The organism is Amycolatopsis sp., assembly GCF_035546795.1.
Taxonomy (GTDB): domain Bacteria; phylum Actinomycetota; class Actinomycetes; order Mycobacteriales; family Pseudonocardiaceae; genus Amycolatopsis_E.
Genome location: NZ_DASZWC010000019.1, coordinates 57,410 through 73,829 on the forward strand (window position 1 = coordinate 57,410; position 16,420 = coordinate 73,829).

At 69.6% G+C, this 16,420-nt stretch carries 17 protein-coding genes; 11 read left to right on the top strand and 6 right to left on the bottom strand.

Features of this window, described 5'->3' with window-relative positions; all coding sequences use genetic code 11:
- Positions 1-8: 8 nt before the first annotated feature.
- Positions 9-1,355, bottom strand: coding sequence for a glutamine synthetase family protein (locus tag VHD82_RS12515; RefSeq protein WP_325701535.1), 1,347 nt, complete (start codon positions 1,353-1,355; stop codon positions 9-11).
- A 419-nt stretch (positions 1,356-1,774) separates the two neighbouring features.
- Between VHD82_RS12515 and VHD82_RS12520 the strand changes: the two genes are divergently transcribed.
- Positions 1,775-1,954, top strand: a complete 180-nt coding sequence (locus VHD82_RS12520) for a DUF7455 domain-containing protein (protein WP_325701538.1) — start codon at positions 1,775-1,777, stop codon at positions 1,952-1,954.
- Positions 1,955-2,110: 156 nt separating this feature from the next.
- Here VHD82_RS12520 and VHD82_RS12525 read toward each other — a convergent pair whose 3' ends face one another.
- A complete protein-coding gene (locus VHD82_RS12525; RefSeq protein WP_325701541.1) occupies positions 2,111-3,871 on the bottom strand; it encodes a DEAD/DEAH box helicase in 1,761 nt (586 codons plus the stop codon).
- Between the two features lie 206 nt (positions 3,872-4,077).
- On the opposite strand from VHD82_RS12525, the gene VHD82_RS12530 reads away from it, so the two are divergent.
- The gene (locus VHD82_RS12530; RefSeq protein ID WP_325701544.1) at positions 4,078-5,157 is read left to right on the top strand and encodes a YihY/virulence factor BrkB family protein; all 1,080 of its coding nucleotides are present in this window, start codon (positions 4,078-4,080) and stop codon (positions 5,155-5,157) included.
- Here VHD82_RS12530 and VHD82_RS12535 read toward each other — a convergent pair.
- Positions 5,124-5,372: a DUF3039 domain-containing protein gene (locus tag VHD82_RS12535; RefSeq protein WP_325701547.1), complete on the bottom strand. Its 249-nt coding sequence runs from the start codon at positions 5,370-5,372 to the stop codon at positions 5,124-5,126. The genes VHD82_RS12530 and VHD82_RS12535 overlap by 34 nt on opposite strands.
- Positions 5,373-5,451: 79 nt before the next feature.
- Between VHD82_RS12535 and VHD82_RS12540 the strand changes: the two genes are divergently transcribed.
- The 4 genes from VHD82_RS12540 to VHD82_RS12555 are packed head-to-tail and all read left to right on the top strand — an operon-like array spanning position 5,452 to position 8,127.
- The gene (locus VHD82_RS12540; RefSeq protein ID WP_325701550.1) at positions 5,452-5,835 is read left to right on the top strand and encodes a tautomerase family protein; all 384 of its coding nucleotides are present in this window, start codon (positions 5,452-5,454) and stop codon (positions 5,833-5,835) included.
- A gap of 14 nt (positions 5,836-5,849) precedes the next feature.
- The gene (locus VHD82_RS12545) at positions 5,850-6,347 is read left to right on the top strand and encodes a pyridoxamine 5'-phosphate oxidase family protein (protein WP_325701552.1); all 498 of its coding nucleotides are present in this window, start codon (positions 5,850-5,852) and stop codon (positions 6,345-6,347) included.
- A 23-nt stretch (positions 6,348-6,370) separates the two neighbouring features.
- Entirely contained in the window at positions 6,371-7,273 is a 903-nt protein-coding gene (locus tag VHD82_RS12550) for a pseudouridine-5'-phosphate glycosidase (RefSeq protein ID WP_325701555.1), read from the top strand.
- The gene (locus VHD82_RS12555; protein ID WP_325701556.1) at positions 7,270-8,127 is read left to right on the top strand and encodes a carbohydrate kinase family protein; all 858 of its coding nucleotides are present in this window, start codon (positions 7,270-7,272) and stop codon (positions 8,125-8,127) included. The genes VHD82_RS12550 and VHD82_RS12555 overlap by 4 nt, the downstream gene beginning before the upstream one ends.
- Here VHD82_RS12555 and VHD82_RS12560 read toward each other — a convergent pair.
- From VHD82_RS12560 to VHD82_RS12570, 3 genes are read right to left on the bottom strand one after another with little or no spacing between them, the layout of a single operon-like run.
- Complete coding sequence (locus VHD82_RS12560; protein WP_325701559.1) at positions 8,118-8,459, bottom strand: DUF3099 domain-containing protein; 342 nt, start codon at positions 8,457-8,459, stop codon at positions 8,118-8,120. The two genes, VHD82_RS12555 and VHD82_RS12560, sit on opposite strands and share 10 nt — an antisense overlap.
- A 51-nt stretch (positions 8,460-8,510) precedes the next feature.
- Positions 8,511-9,614 (bottom strand): M20 family metallopeptidase, encoded by a 1,104-nt coding sequence (locus tag VHD82_RS12565; RefSeq protein WP_325701561.1) that lies wholly within the window; start codon positions 9,612-9,614, stop codon positions 8,511-8,513.
- Positions 9,615-9,642: 28 nt separating this feature from the next.
- Positions 9,643-10,875, bottom strand: coding sequence for an amidohydrolase (locus tag VHD82_RS12570; RefSeq protein WP_325701563.1), 1,233 nt, complete (start codon positions 10,873-10,875; stop codon positions 9,643-9,645).
- 38 nt (positions 10,876-10,913) lie between these two features.
- On the opposite strand from VHD82_RS12570, the gene VHD82_RS12575 reads away from it, so the two are divergent.
- From VHD82_RS12575 to VHD82_RS12595, 5 genes are all read left to right on the top strand, one after another.
- Positions 10,914-12,395, top strand: coding sequence for a DUF7059 domain-containing protein (locus VHD82_RS12575; protein ID WP_414637499.1), 1,482 nt, complete (start codon positions 10,914-10,916; stop codon positions 12,393-12,395).
- 88 nt (positions 12,396-12,483) lie between these two features.
- Complete coding sequence (gene dtd, locus VHD82_RS12580; protein ID WP_325701569.1) at positions 12,484-12,909, top strand: D-aminoacyl-tRNA deacylase; 426 nt, start codon at positions 12,484-12,486, stop codon at positions 12,907-12,909.
- Positions 12,910-13,129: 220 nt separating this feature from the next.
- Positions 13,130-14,161, top strand: coding sequence for a sigma-70 family RNA polymerase sigma factor (locus VHD82_RS12585; protein ID WP_325701572.1), 1,032 nt, complete (start codon positions 13,130-13,132; stop codon positions 14,159-14,161).
- Between the two features lie 331 nt (positions 14,162-14,492).
- A complete protein-coding gene (locus VHD82_RS12590) occupies positions 14,493-16,160 on the top strand; it encodes a fumarate hydratase (protein WP_325701575.1) in 1,668 nt (555 codons plus the stop codon).
- 31 nt (positions 16,161-16,191) lie between these two features.
- Positions 16,192-16,419, top strand: coding sequence for a hypothetical protein (locus VHD82_RS12595; RefSeq protein ID WP_325701578.1), 228 nt, complete (start codon positions 16,192-16,194; stop codon positions 16,417-16,419).
- Position 16,420: the final 1 nt, after the last annotated feature.

A 16,420-nucleotide genomic window follows, 5' to 3' on the forward strand; every position in this document is an offset into this window, starting at 1 on the left:
GGCAGCACTCAGTACCGCCAAAGGTGTTCGGCGACGATCTCGTCGGTACCGCGTTCCGCCGCCCATTTCAGGTCGGACTCGCGCGCCGCCCGGAACGCACCCAGCAGATCATGGCCCAGCACGGCCGAAATCCGCGGCGAGGCGACGAGCGCCGCGTCCTGCTCGGCCGGGGTACTCGGCAGGCGCTGCACCCCGGCGGCGGCACGGCGTTCCTCCGTCCAGGTGCCCGGATCCTCCGCGATCGGTGCGGGCAGGGTCAGCTCGTCCGCCATGCCCGCGACCCCGGACGCGAGCACCGCGGCGAGCGCGAGATACGGATTCGCCGAGGCGTCGGACGGTTTCAGCTCGACGTTGGCGTGATCGGCACCGAGCAGCTCGGTGTCCGGCACGTAGCGCAGCGGCGCCTCGCGGTTCTCCACACCCCAGAACACGTAGGCGCTCGCGAAGTAGCCCGGCCGCAGCCGCATCGTGGACGGGACACTGGGCGCGGTGATCGCGGTCAACGCGGGCAGATCCCGCAACAGCCCCGCGAGGTACCCGGCGCCGGCGGAGCCGGGCAGCCCGGCGAGCAGGTTGCGCCCCTTGCGCCACAACGAGGTGTGCAGATGCCACCCGTTGCCGACGGCCTCGGCGCTGACGACGGGCGCGAAGCTGACTCGCAGCCCGTGCGTGCGGGCCGCCGCGTGGATGGTCTGGCGGGCCAGGAGCTGGTCGTCGGCCGCCGACACCGGATCGGTCGCCTGCAGGGACAGCTCGACCTGCGCGGGCCCGTATTCGGCGTGCAGCTGGTTGATCGCCAGGCCGTTCGCCTCGAAGTCGTGCAGCAGCGCCGCGACGAACTCGTCCAGCTCGATCAGCGCGTGCGGGCTGTACGCCGGTCCTCGATGCCCCGGGGCCGACGTGATGTCCGGGCTGCCGGCGGGCGCGACGGCGAACTCCAGCTCGTACCCGGCGCGCAGCTCGTAGCCCTGTTGCGCCGCTTCGGCCACCTGGCGTTCGAGCACGCTGCGCTGGCAGTACGGCCACGGAGAGCCATCCGGCGCGACCTGGCGCGCCGGCGCCCACGCCAGAGTCCGCTGCCCCGAGAGCCTGCGCAGGCGCTCCACGACCGGGATCAACCGGACATCGCCGGACGGCGTGGACAGGCCGGAGTGGCCGTAGGTGATCGCGTCGTGGGTGTCGAAGACCGCGAACAGCGACGTGACCCCGACGCCGTGGTTCGCGGCGGGCCCGAGCCCCTTGATCGGGACTATCCGGGAGCGCGGGATGCCGTTGTTGTCGGCCCAGGCGAGCTCGACCCCGGTCACGCCGGCGACCGCCAGGTCCTTGGCCGCCGCCGATGCCGCCTTCGTCATGAGTGAAGTGTCTCACGCGCCGGGGGCCGCGGACTGCCGTCCGAAGGGCCTTCCGGGGCCGATCGGGGTTTCGCCCTGAACGAACACCTTCCTGGCGGAACACACCCCCCGCGGCACTGCCGACGATCACTCACCGAGGCCGGAAAACACACCCTGACCACGGTGATCAGCAGGTTGGCGGTGTTGCGGCGAAGTTTCGCTGTCTTGAATGGCGGGATCGGTTCTACGGCATCCGGGGTAATTCGGCGTGACACAAGTCCCACACACGCGGGAACACTTGCGGCATGCTCAGCGTCTGCAAGAGTGGAAGCTACGAACACAGCGGAGCCGGCGGCGATCCCGTCCCGGCGTCAGTGCCGAAGTGATCGTGCTGGATCGATGGCCCCGGGCAACCGGTGCCGGGACGGAGGGAGACTCCCATGACATCACCCACGCTCACCCGCCCCGAATTGACCGCACTCGACCGTTGTGACAGGTGCGGTGCCGCAGCACAGGTACGAGCGATTCTCTCCACCGGGGGAGAACTGCTGTTCTGCAACCACCACGCCCGGGAGTACGAGCCCAAGCTCAAGGAGATGGCGGCGGAGATCCAGCGCTAAGGGACTTACGCCAGCGGGCGGGGACTCCTCACGGAGGTCCCCGCCCGTTTCGTTGTCTGGGGCGCGTTGGCCTGCCGGTCCGGCCCGAACGCTGCCCGGCAGCGGGGTGGCAGGCGCCAGTGGCGAGCGGAGCGGCCGGGGGCGGTAGGCGGTCACTCACCAGGAGCGCAGGGTGACGATCCGCTCTTCGAGCTGTTCGACCGTCGCCATCGCCGTGGGCGGCCCGCCGCAGACACGGCGTAGGTCGTTGTGAATGGCTCCGTGCGGCTTGTTCGTGCGATGGTGGTACATCCCGACCAGCGTGTTCAGTTCCTTCCGCAGCGACGCGATGCGCTCCTGCGTCGAACGCGGGCGGGCGGGGGCCGGCGCCTCTTCCTTCTGCGGCTTGCGGCGCTTGCCGTCGGCCAGCTGCTCCTCCTGCCGCTTCCGCAGCAGCGCGCGCACCTGGTCCGGCTCCAGCAGACCGGGCAGGCCGAGGTACTCCTGCTCCTCCTCGCTGCCGGAGAACACCGCGGTGCCGAAGGAGTTCCCGTCGTAGATGACCTGGTCCAGCTCGGCCGAGGCGCCCAGCGACGTGAACGCCTTCTCCTCCTCGCCGGGCTCGTCCTCGGTGCGGTTGGCCTGGGCGAGCAGCTCGTCGTCCCAGCCTTCCTTCTCCCGGTGCGGCTTCCCGAGCACGTGGTCCCGCTGGGCCTCCAGCTCGGCGGCCAGCTCCAGCAACACCGGCACGCTGGGCAGGAAAACGCTCGCTGTCTCACCCTTGCGCCGCGCCCGCACGAAACGCCCGATGGCCTGGGCGAAGAAGAGCGGTGTGGAGGCACTGGTCGCATACACGCCCACGGCGAGGCGTGGCACGTCGACGCCTTCGGACACCATCCGGACCGCGACCAGCCACCTGTCGTCGGTGTCGGAGAACTCGCCGATCTTCTTGGTGGCCTTGGGATCGTCGGACAACACGACCACCGGCTCGGTGCCGGTGATCCGGTACAGCAGCTTCGCGTAGGCCCGTGCGGACTCCTGGTCGGTCGCGATCACCAGCCCACCCGCGTCGGGGATGCCGCCGCCGCGCAACTGCTGCAACCGGGTGTCGGCGGCCTGCAGGACCGCGGGCATCCACTCCCCGCCCGGATCCAGCGCTGTGCGCCACGCCCGGGCCGTCTGCTCCGACGTCAGCGGCTCGCCGAGGCGGGCCGTGAACTCCTCGCCCGCGTTGGTGCGCCACGACGCTTCACCCGAGTACGCGAGGAAGACCACCGGCCGGACGACGCCGTCGGCGAGGGCATCGGCATAGCCGTAGGAGTGGTCCGGCTTGCTGCGCATGGCGCCGTCGCCGTCGGGCTCGTAGGAGATGAACGGGATCGGCGAATCGTCGCTGCGGAACGGGGTCCCGGTCAGCGACACGCGCCGTACCGCCGGGGTGAACGCCTCGCGGATCGCGTCGCCCCAGGACTTCGCGTCACCGCCGTGGTGGATCTCGTCGAGGATCACCAGCGTCTTGCGGTTCTCGGTGCGGACGCGGTGCAGCGTGGGGTGCGCGGCCACCTGCGCGTAGGTGAGCGCGACGCCCTGGTAGTCGGCGGAAGTCGCACCTTGGCCGTTGCGGTAGTTCGAATCGATCGCGATACCGGCGGCCGCCGCGGAGATCGCCCACTGGTGCTTGAGATGCTCGGTCGGGGTCACGATGGTGATCGACTCGACCGTACGGTCCGAGAGCAGCTCCGCCGCGATGCGCAGGCCGAACACGGTCTTCCCGGCGCCCGGCGTCGCCACCGCGAGGAAGTCCTTCGGCTTGCTGGTCAGGTACTTCGTCAGCGCGCGGCGCTGCCACGCGCGCAGCGGCCGTGCGGTGGAGTCGTGCTGCGGCTCGGGCGCGGCGAATCCGGATTCCCCCCGATTACGCTGTGCGGTGTCCGACAAGGATCTTCCCCCTCCTCTCGCCGACAGGAACGCCACATGCGAAAACCCCCACGAAACCGTCCGGCGGCAACGCCGGTCGCGGGTGAGGGCGCTGGATGGAGACTACCGGTCCGCAGCGGCGCGGGGCGCGAACGGCACGGCCGAGTGGAACACACCACACGCGCGGCGAGCCAAAATCCCCTTGATGGACCATGCTGGACGTCGAGATGAGTGACGAGATCGAGCCCCGGCCGCCCCGCAAGGGCGTGCGGCGTCTCATCGGCCGCACGTTCGGCAAAGCGTGGGAAGGCAACATCTTCTCCGAGTCCGCGGAAGCCGCTTTCTGGCAGACGCTGTCCCTGCCGCCGCTGCTGCTGGGACTGCTCGGCAGCCTCGGGTTCATGGGCGACTGGTTCGGCCCGGGTTTCGTCACCACGGTGCACGACAAGATCATCACGTTCTGCGAGCGCGTCTTCACCGGCAACGTGGTGCACCAGATCATCGAGCCGACGGTCGACGACATCCTCACCATCGGCAAGGGCGAGATCGTCTCCGTCGGCTTCCTGATCTCGCTGTGGGCCGGCTCCTCGGCGATGTCCTCGTTCGTCGACGCGATCACGGTGGCGCACGACCAGTACGGCGTGCGCAACGAGGTGTGGCAACGGATCTTCGCGCTGCTGCTTTACCTGTGCGGGCTGGTCCTGCTGGTGATCGGGCTGCCGGTGATCGCCGTGGGGCCGAACATCCTGACCGACTTCTTCCCCGATTCCTGGCGTCCGACGGTGTCCACGTGGATCGGCATCGGCTACTACCCGGTGCTGGCGGTGGGCCTGATCATCGCGCTCGCGACGCTGTACAAGCTCGCGCTGCCGCGGCGGCTGCCGTGGCACCGGGGGCTGCCGGGCGCGACGCTGGCGATGGTGATCTTCCTGCTGGCCAGTATCGGCCTGCGGATCTACCTGACGTGGATCACCAGCACCGGTTACACCTACGGCGCGCTCGCCACGCCGATCGCGTTCCTGCTGTTCACGTATTTCATCGGGATGGCCGTGGTCGGCGGCGCCTACTTCAACAGCGCCATCCAGGAACTCTGGCCGGCGAAGATGACCAGGCGGCAGCGCCGCCGGTGGCGCCGCCTGGAAATGGAGAAGGCCAGCGAGAAGATGCGCTCCGAGCAACAGGGCAAGGGCCTGTGGGAGCGCACCACCACGCCGTTGCGCAAACCGCGCGCGAAGGAATCCGGCGAAGCCGCAGGCGACCTCACCGACGCGGATCAGGCTTCGGGGCCGGGGCGCAGTCCTTCGTAGATCTCCTTGCACGCCGGGCAGACCGGCGAGCCGGGCTTGGGCGATTTGGTCACCGGGAAGACCTCGCCGCAGAGCGCCACCACGTGCGTGCCCATGACCGCGCTTTCGGCGATCTTGTTCTTGCGCACGTAGTGGAACATCTTCGGGGTGTCGTCGTCGGTGCTGTCAGTGGTTTCCGGCCGGGTGTCGGCCTCAGGCAGCGTCGTCGTGCTCATGTCTCCATGATGCCGCAGGCGCCCTGTGCCGCGAAGCACACACCTTGTCACTGTACCTACTAGTATGTACAGTGACCTCATGCCTCTCGTACGAATCGACGCCCCGCCCACGCACGACGACGCGACGCTGACCGCGCTCGGCGACGCGGTGCACCAGGCGATGACCGAAACCATCGACGTGCCCGCCGACGACTTCTTCCAGATCATCACCCGGCACGAAGCCGGCCAGGTCCGCTACGACCCCGGTTACCTCGGGATCACCCGCGACGACGGGATCGTGTTCATCAGCCTCACCCTGCGCGTCGGCAGGCTCAACTCGCAGAAGAAGGCGCTCTACGCGCGGATCGGCGAACTGGCGAAGGAAAGCGCCGGGATCGAGCCGCGCAACGTCTTCGTCAACCTCACCGAAAACAGCGAATCGGACTGGTCCTTCGGGGAGGGAGTGGCGCAGTATCTGAACTGAAGGGGGTGAGCCCGATGCCGGAGCCACGCGCCACCCGCCCGCACATGCCGGGCTACGGCACCCTGCCACCGGACGAGGGTTCGGGTCTGCTGCCGTGGTCGTGGGCGGTGCGGCGGCTGCAGGATTCCCATGACTACTGGGTCTCCACCGTGTGGCCGGACGGGCGCCCGCATCTGATGCCGGTGTGGGCGGTCTGGCACGACGAGGCGCTGTGGTTCTCCTCGGCCCTGCACGCCCGCAAGATCCGCAACCTGCGGGCCAACCCGGCGGTGTCGGCCGCGACGGACGATCCGCTCAACCCCGTGGTGCTGGAGGGCACGGCCAAGGTGGTGGCCGACACCGTGTCCCTGCGCGGATTCCTGAGCCAGATCAACGCCAAGTACGGCACGGACTACGGCGGGGAACTCATCGATCCGGTCAGCCACGCGACCGTGCGGGTGCGGCCGAAATGGGTGTTCGGCCTCGACGAGGCCGACTTCCCCGGCTCGCCCACCCGCTGGAAGTTCGGCTGAACCGGTCGGTGAAGATGACCTTCATGACCCCGATTTCCCTTTCCGGCGAGGTTTCCGAGGCCGTCAACAGCGGCAGGCCCCTCGTCGCGCTCGAGTCCACCATCCTGTCGCACGGGCTGCCGCCCGGCCGGAACCTCGACGTGGCACACCGTCTGGAGGAGACGGTGCGGGCGGCGGGCGCGGTACCGGCGACGATCGCGGTACTGGACGGCACGCCGGTCGCCGGTCTGTCGGCCGCGGAACTGGAACGGGTGTGCGCGCCGGACGCGGGTCTGGACAAGCTTTCGCTGCGCGACCTCGGCCCGGCGATCGGGCTGGGGCGTTCGGGTGCGACCACGGTGGCGAGCACCTCGGCGCTCGCGCACCAGGCCGGGATCGGGGTGTTCGCCACCGGCGGCCTCGGCGGGGTGCACCTCGGCGCGGCCGAGTCGTGGGACGTGTCGGCGGATCTCGGCGTGCTGGGCCGGATCCCGACGCTCGTGGTGTGTTCCGGGGTCAAGTCGGTGCTCGACATCGCGGCCACGCTGGAGGTGCTGGAGACCTCCTCGGTGCCGGTGCTGGGTTACCGGACCGACGAGTTCCCGGCGTTCTACCTGCGCTCGCGCGGGTTCGCGGTGCCGTGGCGGGTGGACGACCCGAAACAGGCGGCCGCGGTCGTCGCCGCGCACCGGCAGTACGCGGATTCCGGGGTACTGCTGGCGAATCCCATCCCCGCCGAGTCCGAAATGGACGGAGAGCTGCACGAACGGCTGCTGCGCGACGGGCTGGAGCTGGTGCGGGCCAAGGGAGTCCACGGCAAGGACGTGACGCCGGTGTTGCTGGAGCACTTCCACACCGCCAGCAACGGGGTGAGCCTGGACGCCAACGAGGCGCTCGTGCTGTCCAACGCGAAACTCGCGGCCGAGATCGCCGTGGAACTCGCGTGAAGGTGGTCGTGGTCGGCGATGCCGGCCTGGACGTGGTCGCCCGGCACGAGCACGCGATCGTGCGAGGCGGGGATTCGCGCGCACAGGTCCGGCTGACCGGCGGCGGCGCGGGAGCGAACACCGCGCTGTGGCTGGCTTCCGCCGGTGTGGAGACAACGCTCATCGCCCGGGTCGGCGATGACGCGGGCGGCCGGTTGATCCGGTCGGAACTGGAGGCGGCCGGGGTGCGGTGCGCGTTCGCGGTGGACGAGGTGGCCGCGACGTGCTGTGTGGTGGTGCTGGTGGACGGCCACGGCCAGCGCAGCATGCTCCCCGACCGCGGTGCCAACGCCCGTTTTTCGCCGGCCGATGTCGCCGCCGAGGCACTGGCGGGGGCAACGCATCTGCATTTGTCCGGTTATATCCTGCTCGACCCGTCGTCGCGGCCGGGCGGCTTGGCCGCGCTGGCGGCGGCACGGCGGGCGGGCCTGACCACGTCGGTGGACCCGCAGGCGGCGGCGTTGCTGACGGACCCGGCGGGCTTCCTCGACGACGTGCGCGGGGTGGATTTGCTCCTGCCGAACGCCGACGAACTGCGGGCCCTGACCGGTTCACACGGGCCGGAAACCTTGCTGGAGGCCGTGGGCGCGGTGGCTGTGACCGCGGGCATCGACGGCGCCGGCTGGGTGGACAGGAACGGCACCGTGAGCGTGCCCGCCGAGCCCGCGGAATGCGTGGACTCGACCGGCGCCGGTGACGCCTTCGACGCCGGCGTGCTTTCGGCGTGGCTGCACGGACAGTCCACTGTGGACGCCCTGCGCGCCGGAGTTACGTTGGGCGCCAAGGCGGTAGCACAGGTGGGGGCTCAGCCCTGACCGTCGATGACCCGGTGTTCGCGGTGCTCGATCTGCTTCGCCTCGCGCTGGTAGCGGCTGACGTTTTCCGCCTTGCGCGGCGGGCGGTCGTTGGCGACAAGCACGGCGATCCACGGCAGCGGAATGGACAGCACGACGAAGAACAGCGCCAGCCACCACGTGTGATAGAAGATGCCGGCCAGGATCAGGCAGGGGAAACGCATCCCCATCATGAGCATGTACTTGCGCTTACGCGCGGCGTGCTCTTCCTCGTAGGAGGGGGCGGCCTCGGTGATGAGAACCGGGTCGGCCTCTTCCCCGGCACTGCGGGGAGTCCTGTGCACTATGACCACCTCCGGCACCCATCGTCCCACTCGGCGCCGGTCGGCAACACCCGGGGAGGGTCACAACCCGCACCAATCCCGGCAGATCAGGGAGAAGATCTCCGCGGATTCGGCCAGCCGGCTCAGCGCGCACCACTCGTCGGTCACATGCGCCTGCGACGCCTCGCCAGGGCCGCAGATGAGCGTCGGTACCGAACCCAGCGCGGGCGTGAGGACCGAGGCGTCGGTGAAATAGGTCGCCGCGCGAGGTTCGCCCGATTCGCCGGTCACCGAACGCACGATCTCGGTGACCGAGGCGGCCCATTCGTCGCCCGGGTCGGTCCACACCGGCGGCAGATCGACGATCGGCCGCAGTTCCAGCCCTGCCACGCGCGAAAGTGCTCCGGCGACCAGCGCGTGGTCCTGCCCGGCGATCGTGCGCACGTCGACGGTGGCCACGGCGCGGTCCGGCACCGAGTTCGTGTTCAGGCCGCCGGAAATCGTGCCCACGTTCAGCGTCGGTGAGCCGAGGACCGGGTGCGGGCCGGCCTCGAACCGGTAGCCGGCGAGCGCGGTGACCGCGCTGGCGAGTTTGTAGATCGCGTTCTCCCCCAGCTCGGGCATCGAGCCGTGCGCGGTGACGCCGGTGGCCAGCGCCTCCAGCCACAGCGCGCCTTTGTGCCCGTGCACCACGGCGTTCGACGTCGGCTCCGCGATCACCAGCGGGCCGCTCGGCGCGTCGAGCACCGAATCCGCGACGTACCGGGCGCCCTGCGAACCCGTCTCCTCCGCGGCTGTCAGCACGAGACGCAGCCCGGCCCGCTTCGGCGTCTTCCCGGCGAGCGCGGTGGCCGCGGTGACGATGGCCGCGATGCCGCCCTTCATGTCACTGGTGCCGCGGCCGTACAGCCGGTCGCCGTCGACCTCCCCGAACGGCGCGTGCTGCCAGGCCGCGGCGCCGAGTGGGACGGTGTCGACATGCCCGGACAGGCACAGCGGCGGCACGCCGAGGCCGGTGTGCCAGTCCGCGACCAGCGTGCCGCGGCCGGGTTCGTGTTCGGTGATCGCGACGACGAACCCGGACTCCTCCAGCAGCGGCGCGAGTGTCCTGAGTGCGGCGGTCTCGTCCTTGCCCACCGTGTCCATGCCGACCAGTTTCCTGGTCAGCGCGACGACCTCGGTCATACGTGATTTCCCTTGCGTGCCAATCGGATCAGGCCCGGCCGTCGAGGTAGCGCAGCGCGCCGACGACGAGCGTCTCCACCCCGGTCCGCAGCGTGGGGTGCAGGATCGGGGCGAACTTCGACGAGTGGTTCGACGGGATGTCCTGTTCGAACCGGCCCTCGGTGATGGCCGTCAGCACCCGCTGCGGTTCGAGGCCACCGACCAGCCAGAACACCGACTGCGCGCCGGCCGCGCGGGCGAACTCGCTGAAGTCCTCGCTGCCGGTGACCAGCGGCGCCTCCATCCAGTGGTCCGGCCCGAAATGCGCCTGGAACGCCTCGGTGACCTGCGCGTTCGCGCCGTCGTCGTTGCGGGTGACGGGGAAGCTCGCGATGGTGGTGATCTCGGGCTCCTCCGGCGAACCGGCGACGACGGCCTCGCCACGCACGATGCGCTCGATCGCCGCCAGCACCTTGCGGCGCACCACGTCGTCGAAGGTGCGGATGTTGATCTCCAGCTCGGCGTGATCGGCGATCACGTTGTGCGCCGTGCCCACGTGCATCGAGCCCACGGTCACCACGGCCGAGTCGGTGGCCGAGATCTCCCGTGACACCACCGTTTGCAGCCTCATCACCACCGACGCCGCCAGCACCGCCGGATCCACCGTGGTCTCCGGGCGAGATCCGTGCCCACCGCGCCCGTGCAGCACCACCTTCAGCGCGTCGGTGGCGGCCATGATCACTCCGGGCCTGGTCAGCACCCAGCCCGCGGGCCCGGGCACCACGTGCTGGCCGAGGCACACATTGGGCTTGCCCACCAGGTCGAACAGCCCGTCTTGGACCATGCGCTCCGCACCCGAACCCTGCTCCTCCCCCGGCTGGAAGACCACCAGCAGCGTGCCCTGCCAGCTCTGCTTCGCCCGCGCGAGCAACTCGGCCGCGCCGGTGAGCCAGGCGGCGTGCATGTCGTGCCCGCACGCGTGCATCACGCCGTGCTCTTCGCTGGCGTACTCCAGGCCCGTGTGCTCCTCGACCGGCAGCGCGTCGATGTCCGCGCGCAGCAGCACCACCGGGCCGGACCCGTTGTGCAGCACCCCGGCGACCCCGGTTTTCCCGATGCCGGTGTGCACCTCGTAACCGGATTCGCGCAGCCGCCGCGCCAGCTCGCCCGCGGTGCGGTGCTCGGCGAAGGACAACTCCGGGTGCCGGTGCAGGTCCACATACAGCTCTTCCAGCGCCGGAAGAAGCCCGTCGAGTGGCGCCAGAGTCGCCGCGATGCTCATCCCGCCATCTCAGCACACCCATGGAAGGATCACCCGTTGTGAATCCCGAGTTTTCCGACGAGTTCTGCGCCCGCCTGCGAGACGCGTTCCGGCGCACCGGTTACGACACCGATGGAGTGGTCGGGGCGCTGGGCCTCGCGGCACACGCCGCGCTCGGCCGCGGTGAGCCGGAGGCAGCGTTCCGGGCGAGCCGTGACGCCGGGGAGCTCGGCACGCTCATCCGGCTGTTCCTGTTGGGCAGCAAGGAATCCGAAGCCGACGTGCGGGCCGCGCTCGCACCGGTTCCGCTCGAAGACGCCTTCACGACCGGGTTGCTGCGCGGCAAGGGCGACGAAGTGCAGGCGGGCCTGGACGTGCGCCCGCACGGTGACGAGCAGGGTTCCTGGTGGGTGGTCTCGGATCTGGACTCCGACGCGCTCGGCACGGAGGTGCCCACCGATCACGTGCTGGGCGTGGGACACGCGTCGCTGAGCCTGATCCGCGCGACGATCCGCCGCCCCGTGGGTTCGCTGCTCGACGTCGGCACCGGCAACGGGGTGCAGGCGCTGCACGCGTCGCGCCACGCCGAGCGCCTGACGGCGACGGACCTTTCGCCGCGCGCGCTCGCGTTGGCAAGCGTCACGTTCCGGCTCAACGAGATCGACGCGGAACTGCTGCGCGGCGAATGGTTCGCGCCCGTGGCGCGCCGCCGGTTCGACCAGATCGTGTGCAACCCGCCGTTCGTCGTCGGGCCCGCGAGGGTCGACTACACCTATCGCGACTCGGGGCTGGCCGGGGACGACGGTTCCGCGCTCGTGGTGCGCCAGCTGCCGGCCTTCCTCAACGAGGGCGGAGTGGGGCAGCTGCTCGCGTCGTGGCTGCACATCGAGGGCGAGGACTGGGGCGACCGCGTGGCGCGCTGGCTGCCGCCGGGCACCGACGCGTGGTTCGTCCAACGCGATATCGCCGATCCCGGGCTGTATGTCGGAACCTGGCTGCGCGACGCGGGAATCGACCCGCGCTCGCCGGAGGGCCGGGCCAAGGCCGGTGCGTGGCTCGATTGGTTCAACGAGGCGAAGGTGCAAGGCATCGGCTTCGGGTTCGTCACGCTGCGCCGCGCGGAGGTCGCCGACCCGACGATCGTGTGCGAAGACCTCCGGCAGGCCTACGACGACCCGCTCGGCCCCGAGGCCGGCGCGTGGCTGGATCGCGTGGCGTGGTTGCGCGAACACGGAAACGAGTTGCTCGACACCCGCTTCCGCGTGCCGCCGACGGTGTTGCTGGAACGAGTGGACTCTCCCGGCGACGAAGGCTGGGAGACCACTGTCCGCCGGCTGCACCGCAGCGACGGGCCCGGCTGGCAGCACGAGGTGGACGAGTTGGCCGAGGCGCTGCTGGCCGGCTGCCGCGGCGCGCTCCCGCTGGCCGACCTGCTGGAGCTGCTGGCGTTCGCGCACGGCGGAACTGCCGGGGAACTGGCCGAAACGGCCGTGCCGATGTTCCGGGAACTGGTGCGGCACGGGATGGTCGAGCCAGGGTGAGGACTGCTTGCAGGTCCGAACAATCAAGCAGCACGCCGGCCGACGCGAAGACACAGCCGCGGCTCGCCGCGTCCGGCAAGGAGGCAGCGTGAGGGCGGTGGTCGCGCGAGTGACCGAGGCGAGCGTCGTGGTGGGCGGGGAGACCGTCGGCGCGATCGACGAGCCCGGATTGCTGGTGCTACTCGGGGTGCACGTCGATGACACGGCGGACAAGGCGCCGGTGATGGCGCGCAAATTGCACGAGCTGCGTGTCCTCGACGGCGAGCAATCCTGCGCCGGTACCGGTGCGCCATTGCTCGTGGTGAGCCAGTTCACGCTGTACGGCGACACCCGCAAGGGGCGCCGTCCATCGTGGAGCGCGGCCGCCCGGCCGGAGCGGGCGGCGGAGATTTTCGCCACCGTCATCGGTGAACTTTCCGGCCGCGGCGCCCGTGTGAGCACCGGCGTATTCGGCGCGAAGATGGCTGTACACAGCGTGAACGACGGGCCCTTCACCGTACTCGTCGAGGTCTAGACCTCTGCCTCTCAGGAAAACCTCAGGCTTGGTCGAGCAACCGGATTGGCTGACGCCCCGTCCATTCCTCGGGAGCGCGGGAACGAAATCAGGGCTGACCGCGTTGACCCAAGTGTTCAGCCAACAAGCTGGATTCGCGTACCGGGTTCCACAGGCCCGGGCCGCGACGCACAGCCGGTGTGACGCACCAAAGTGTCAGCCCGTGACCGGGGAGGCAAACATGTCAGTACAGACTCTAGAGCGGAAGCCTCGGCGGCCCCGCGAGCGGAAGCTCCCGGAACCGGCTGTCGACACCAGCGTACCTGCTCCGGCGATGACGGACGCCGACCTCGACGCACAGAGCCCCGCCGCCGATCTCGTGCGCGTCTACCTCAACGGCATCGGCAAGACCTCGCTGCTCACCGCCGCCGACGAGGTCGAGCTGGCCAAGCGGATCGAAGCCGGGGTGTTCGCCCAGCACATGCTGGAGACCGCGCCGAAGCTCTCCGACCAGCGCCGCACCGAGCTCAAGGCCCTGATCAGGGACGGCCACCAGGCCAAGAACCACCTGCTGGAGGCCAACCTCCGGCTGGTCGTGTCCCTGGCCAAGCGGTACACGGGCCGGGGGATGCCACTGCTCGACCTGATCCAGGAGGGGAACCTGGGTCTGATCCGCGCGGTGGAGAAGTTCGACTACTCCAAGGGGTTCAAGTTCTCGACGTATGCGACCTGGTGGATCCGGCAGGCGATCACCCGGGGCATGGCGGATCAGGGGCGCACCATCCGGCTGCCGGTGCACCTGGTGGAGCAGGTCAACAAGCTCGCCAGGATCAAGCGGGACCTGCACCAGCAGCTCGGCCGCGAGGCCACCAACGAGGAGCTGGCCGCGGAGTCCGGGATAGCCGCCGAGAAGGTCGCCGACCTGCTCGACCACGCGCGCGACCCGGTGAGTCTGGACATGCCGGTGGGCACCGAGGAGGACGCTCCGCTGGGTGATTTCATCGAGGACTCCGAGGCGACCGACGCCGAGAGCGCGGTGATCTCCGGTCTGCTGCAGGACGATCTGCGCCGGGTGCTGGCCACCCTCGACGAGCGCGAGCAGTCGGTGATCCGGCTGCGCTACGGCCTGGACGACGGGCAGCCCCGCACACTGGACCAGATCGGCAAGCATTTCGGGCTGTCGCGGGAGCGGGTGCGTCAGATCGAGCGCGAGGTCATGTCGAAGCTGCGTCAGGGTGAGCGGGCCGAGCGGCTCCGCGCATATGCGAGCTGAGGGTAACTGGCGCATTACCCAAACGGCCCGTTGACATATGACGTACGTCACGAGACGGTCGAAGCAACGTCCGGAGGACGAACACGTCTTCCGGACGTGAGCTTCGCGACCGGTTCTGCCGGTCGCTTGCCCCGGAAGGTCGGGTCCGTCGGGGTGGGCCCGGCCTTCCGACTTTCCGGGACCCTTTTCGTTTCCCGGCAACTTGCGCAGAGCCGGACCGCGATCTTCATCATCCGGTTCCCGAATAGTTCTTGCCCACACCGCACAGTCGGTACGGGGATGCACGCGGTAACGTCGATGACCACCCGAACCGCGTGCAAGGGAGCCGTGCGTGACCGCCACCACCACCTCGTTCCAGTACACCGACGTGCTGCCACTCGCCCCTGACACTGAGACCGAGTACCGGCTCGTCACGCCCGAAGGCGTGCGCGTCGTCGAGGCCGGCGGGCGCAAGTTCCTGGAAGTGGCACCGGAGGCGCTGACGAACCTGGCGCGCACCGCGATCACCGACATCCAGCACCTGCTGCGTTCCTCGCACCTGGCCCAGCTGCGCGCCATCGTGGACGACCCGGAGGCCAGCGGTAACGACCGGTTCGTCGCGATGGACCTGTTGCGCAACGCCGCGATCTCCGCGGGCGGGGTGCTGCCGATGTGCCAGGACACCGGCACCGCGATCGTGATCGGCAAGCGCAGCGAGGGTGTGCTCACCGGTGGCACCGACGAGGAAGCGTTGGCGCGCGGCGTTTTCGACGCCTACCAGGAACTGAACCTGCGCTACTCGCAGATGGCCCCGGTGAACTTCTGGGAGGAGAAGAACACCGGCACCAACCTCCCGGCGCAGATCGAGCTTTACCACAAGGACGGCGCCAAGGACCCGGTCTACGAGTTCCTGTTCATGGCCAAGGGCGGCGGCAGCGCCAACAAGACCTTCCTCTACCAGGAGACCAAGGCGGTGCTGAACCCCAAGCGCCTGGCCAGGTTCCTGGACGAGAAGCTGCGCAGCCTCGGCACCGCGGCCTGCCCGCCGTACCACCTCGCGATCGTCGTCGGCGGCACCTCGGCCGAGTTCAACCTCAAGGTCGCCAAGCTCGCCTCCGCGCGCTACCTGGACAACCTGCCGCAGGAGGGTTCCCCGCTGGGGCACGGGTTCCGCGACAAGGACCTCGAGCAGCAGGTGCTGGAGATGACCCGGCAGTTCGGCATCGGCGCGCAGTTCGGTGGCAAGTACTTCTGCCACGATGTGCGCGTGATCCGGCTCCCCCGGCACGGCGCCTCCTGCCCGGTGGGCATCGCGGTGTCCTGCTCCGCCGACCGCCAGGCGAAGGCGAAGATCACCGCCGACGGGGTGTTCATCGAGCAGCTGGAGCGCGACCCGGCACGGTTCCTGCCCGAGGTCACCGAGGACGACCTGTCCGACGAGGTCGTGAGCGTGGACCTGAACCGGCCGATGGCCGAGATCCGCGCGCAGCTCACGCAGCTGCCGGTGAAGACGCGGCTGTCGCTGAGCGGGCCACTGGTGGTGGCGCGCGACATCGCGCACGCCAAGATCGCCGAGCGGCTCGAAGCCGGCGAGGAGATGCCGCAGTACCTGAAGGACCACCCGGTTTACTACGCCGGCCCGGCCAAGACGCCGGAGGGCTACGCCTCGGGTTCGTTCGGCCCGACCACCGCCGGCCGCATGGACTCCTATGTGGCCCAGTTCCAGGCGGCCGGCGGATCACTGGTGATGCTGGCGAAGGGCAACCGGTCCAAGCAGGTCACCGCGGCCTGCCGGGAACACGGCGGCTTCTACCTCGGCTCGATCGGCGGCCCGGCCGCGCGGCTGGCCCAGGACTGCATCAAGCAGGTCGACGTCCTGGAGTACCCGGAGCTGGGCATGGAAGCCGTGTGGAAGATCGAGGTCGAGGACTTCCCGGCGTTCATCGTGGTCGACGACAAGGGCAACGACTTCTTCTCCGAGACCTCGGAACCGGTGCTGCAGATCAGCTTCCGTTCGTGAGCCTTTCCTACAACCCGAGCGCGATCCTCTCGTGACCTTCGTCGTACGCAGGCGTCACGCCGACGCGCTCGACGAATTCCTGGGCGCACAAGAAATCAAGCTGACCGACGCGGTCCGGGTTCCCGGCATGTCGCGCTCAGTGGACGCGATTCACGTCGCCAGTGCCGAGCAACTCGGCTCCGAACTGACCGCGCTCGTGACCTACGACAGCCGGATGGCCGAGGCGGCCCGCAAAGCAGGACTGCCGGTCGCCGAGTAGG

Excerpts from the sequence above, each read along its gene's own strand:
- VHD82_RS12515 (WP_325701535.1), bottom strand. The coding sequence starts at position 1,355 with ATGACGAAGGCGGCATCGGCGGCGGCCAAGGACCTGGCGGTCGCCGGC.
- VHD82_RS12520 (WP_325701538.1), top strand. The coding sequence starts at position 1,775 with ATGACATCACCCACGCTCACCCGCCCCGAATTGACCGCACTCGACCGT.
- VHD82_RS12530 (WP_325701544.1), top strand. The coding sequence starts at position 4,078 with ATGAGTGACGAGATCGAGCCCCGGCCGCCCCGCAAGGGCGTGCGGCGT.
- VHD82_RS12535 (WP_325701547.1), bottom strand. The coding sequence starts at position 5,372 with ATGAGCACGACGACGCTGCCTGAGGCCGACACCCGGCCGGAAACCACT.
- VHD82_RS12540 (WP_325701550.1), top strand. The coding sequence starts at position 5,452 with ATGCCTCTCGTACGAATCGACGCCCCGCCCACGCACGACGACGCGACG.
- VHD82_RS12545 (WP_325701552.1), top strand. The coding sequence starts at position 5,850 with ATGCCGGAGCCACGCGCCACCCGCCCGCACATGCCGGGCTACGGCACC.
- VHD82_RS12550 (WP_325701555.1), top strand. The coding sequence starts at position 6,371 with ATGACCCCGATTTCCCTTTCCGGCGAGGTTTCCGAGGCCGTCAACAGC.
- VHD82_RS12565 (WP_325701561.1), bottom strand. The coding sequence starts at position 9,614 with ATGACCGAGGTCGTCGCGCTGACCAGGAAACTGGTCGGCATGGACACG.
- VHD82_RS12570 (WP_325701563.1), bottom strand. The coding sequence starts at position 10,875 with ATGAGCATCGCGGCGACTCTGGCGCCACTCGACGGGCTTCTTCCGGCG.
- VHD82_RS12585 (WP_325701572.1), top strand. The coding sequence starts at position 13,130 with ATGTCAGTACAGACTCTAGAGCGGAAGCCTCGGCGGCCCCGCGAGCGG.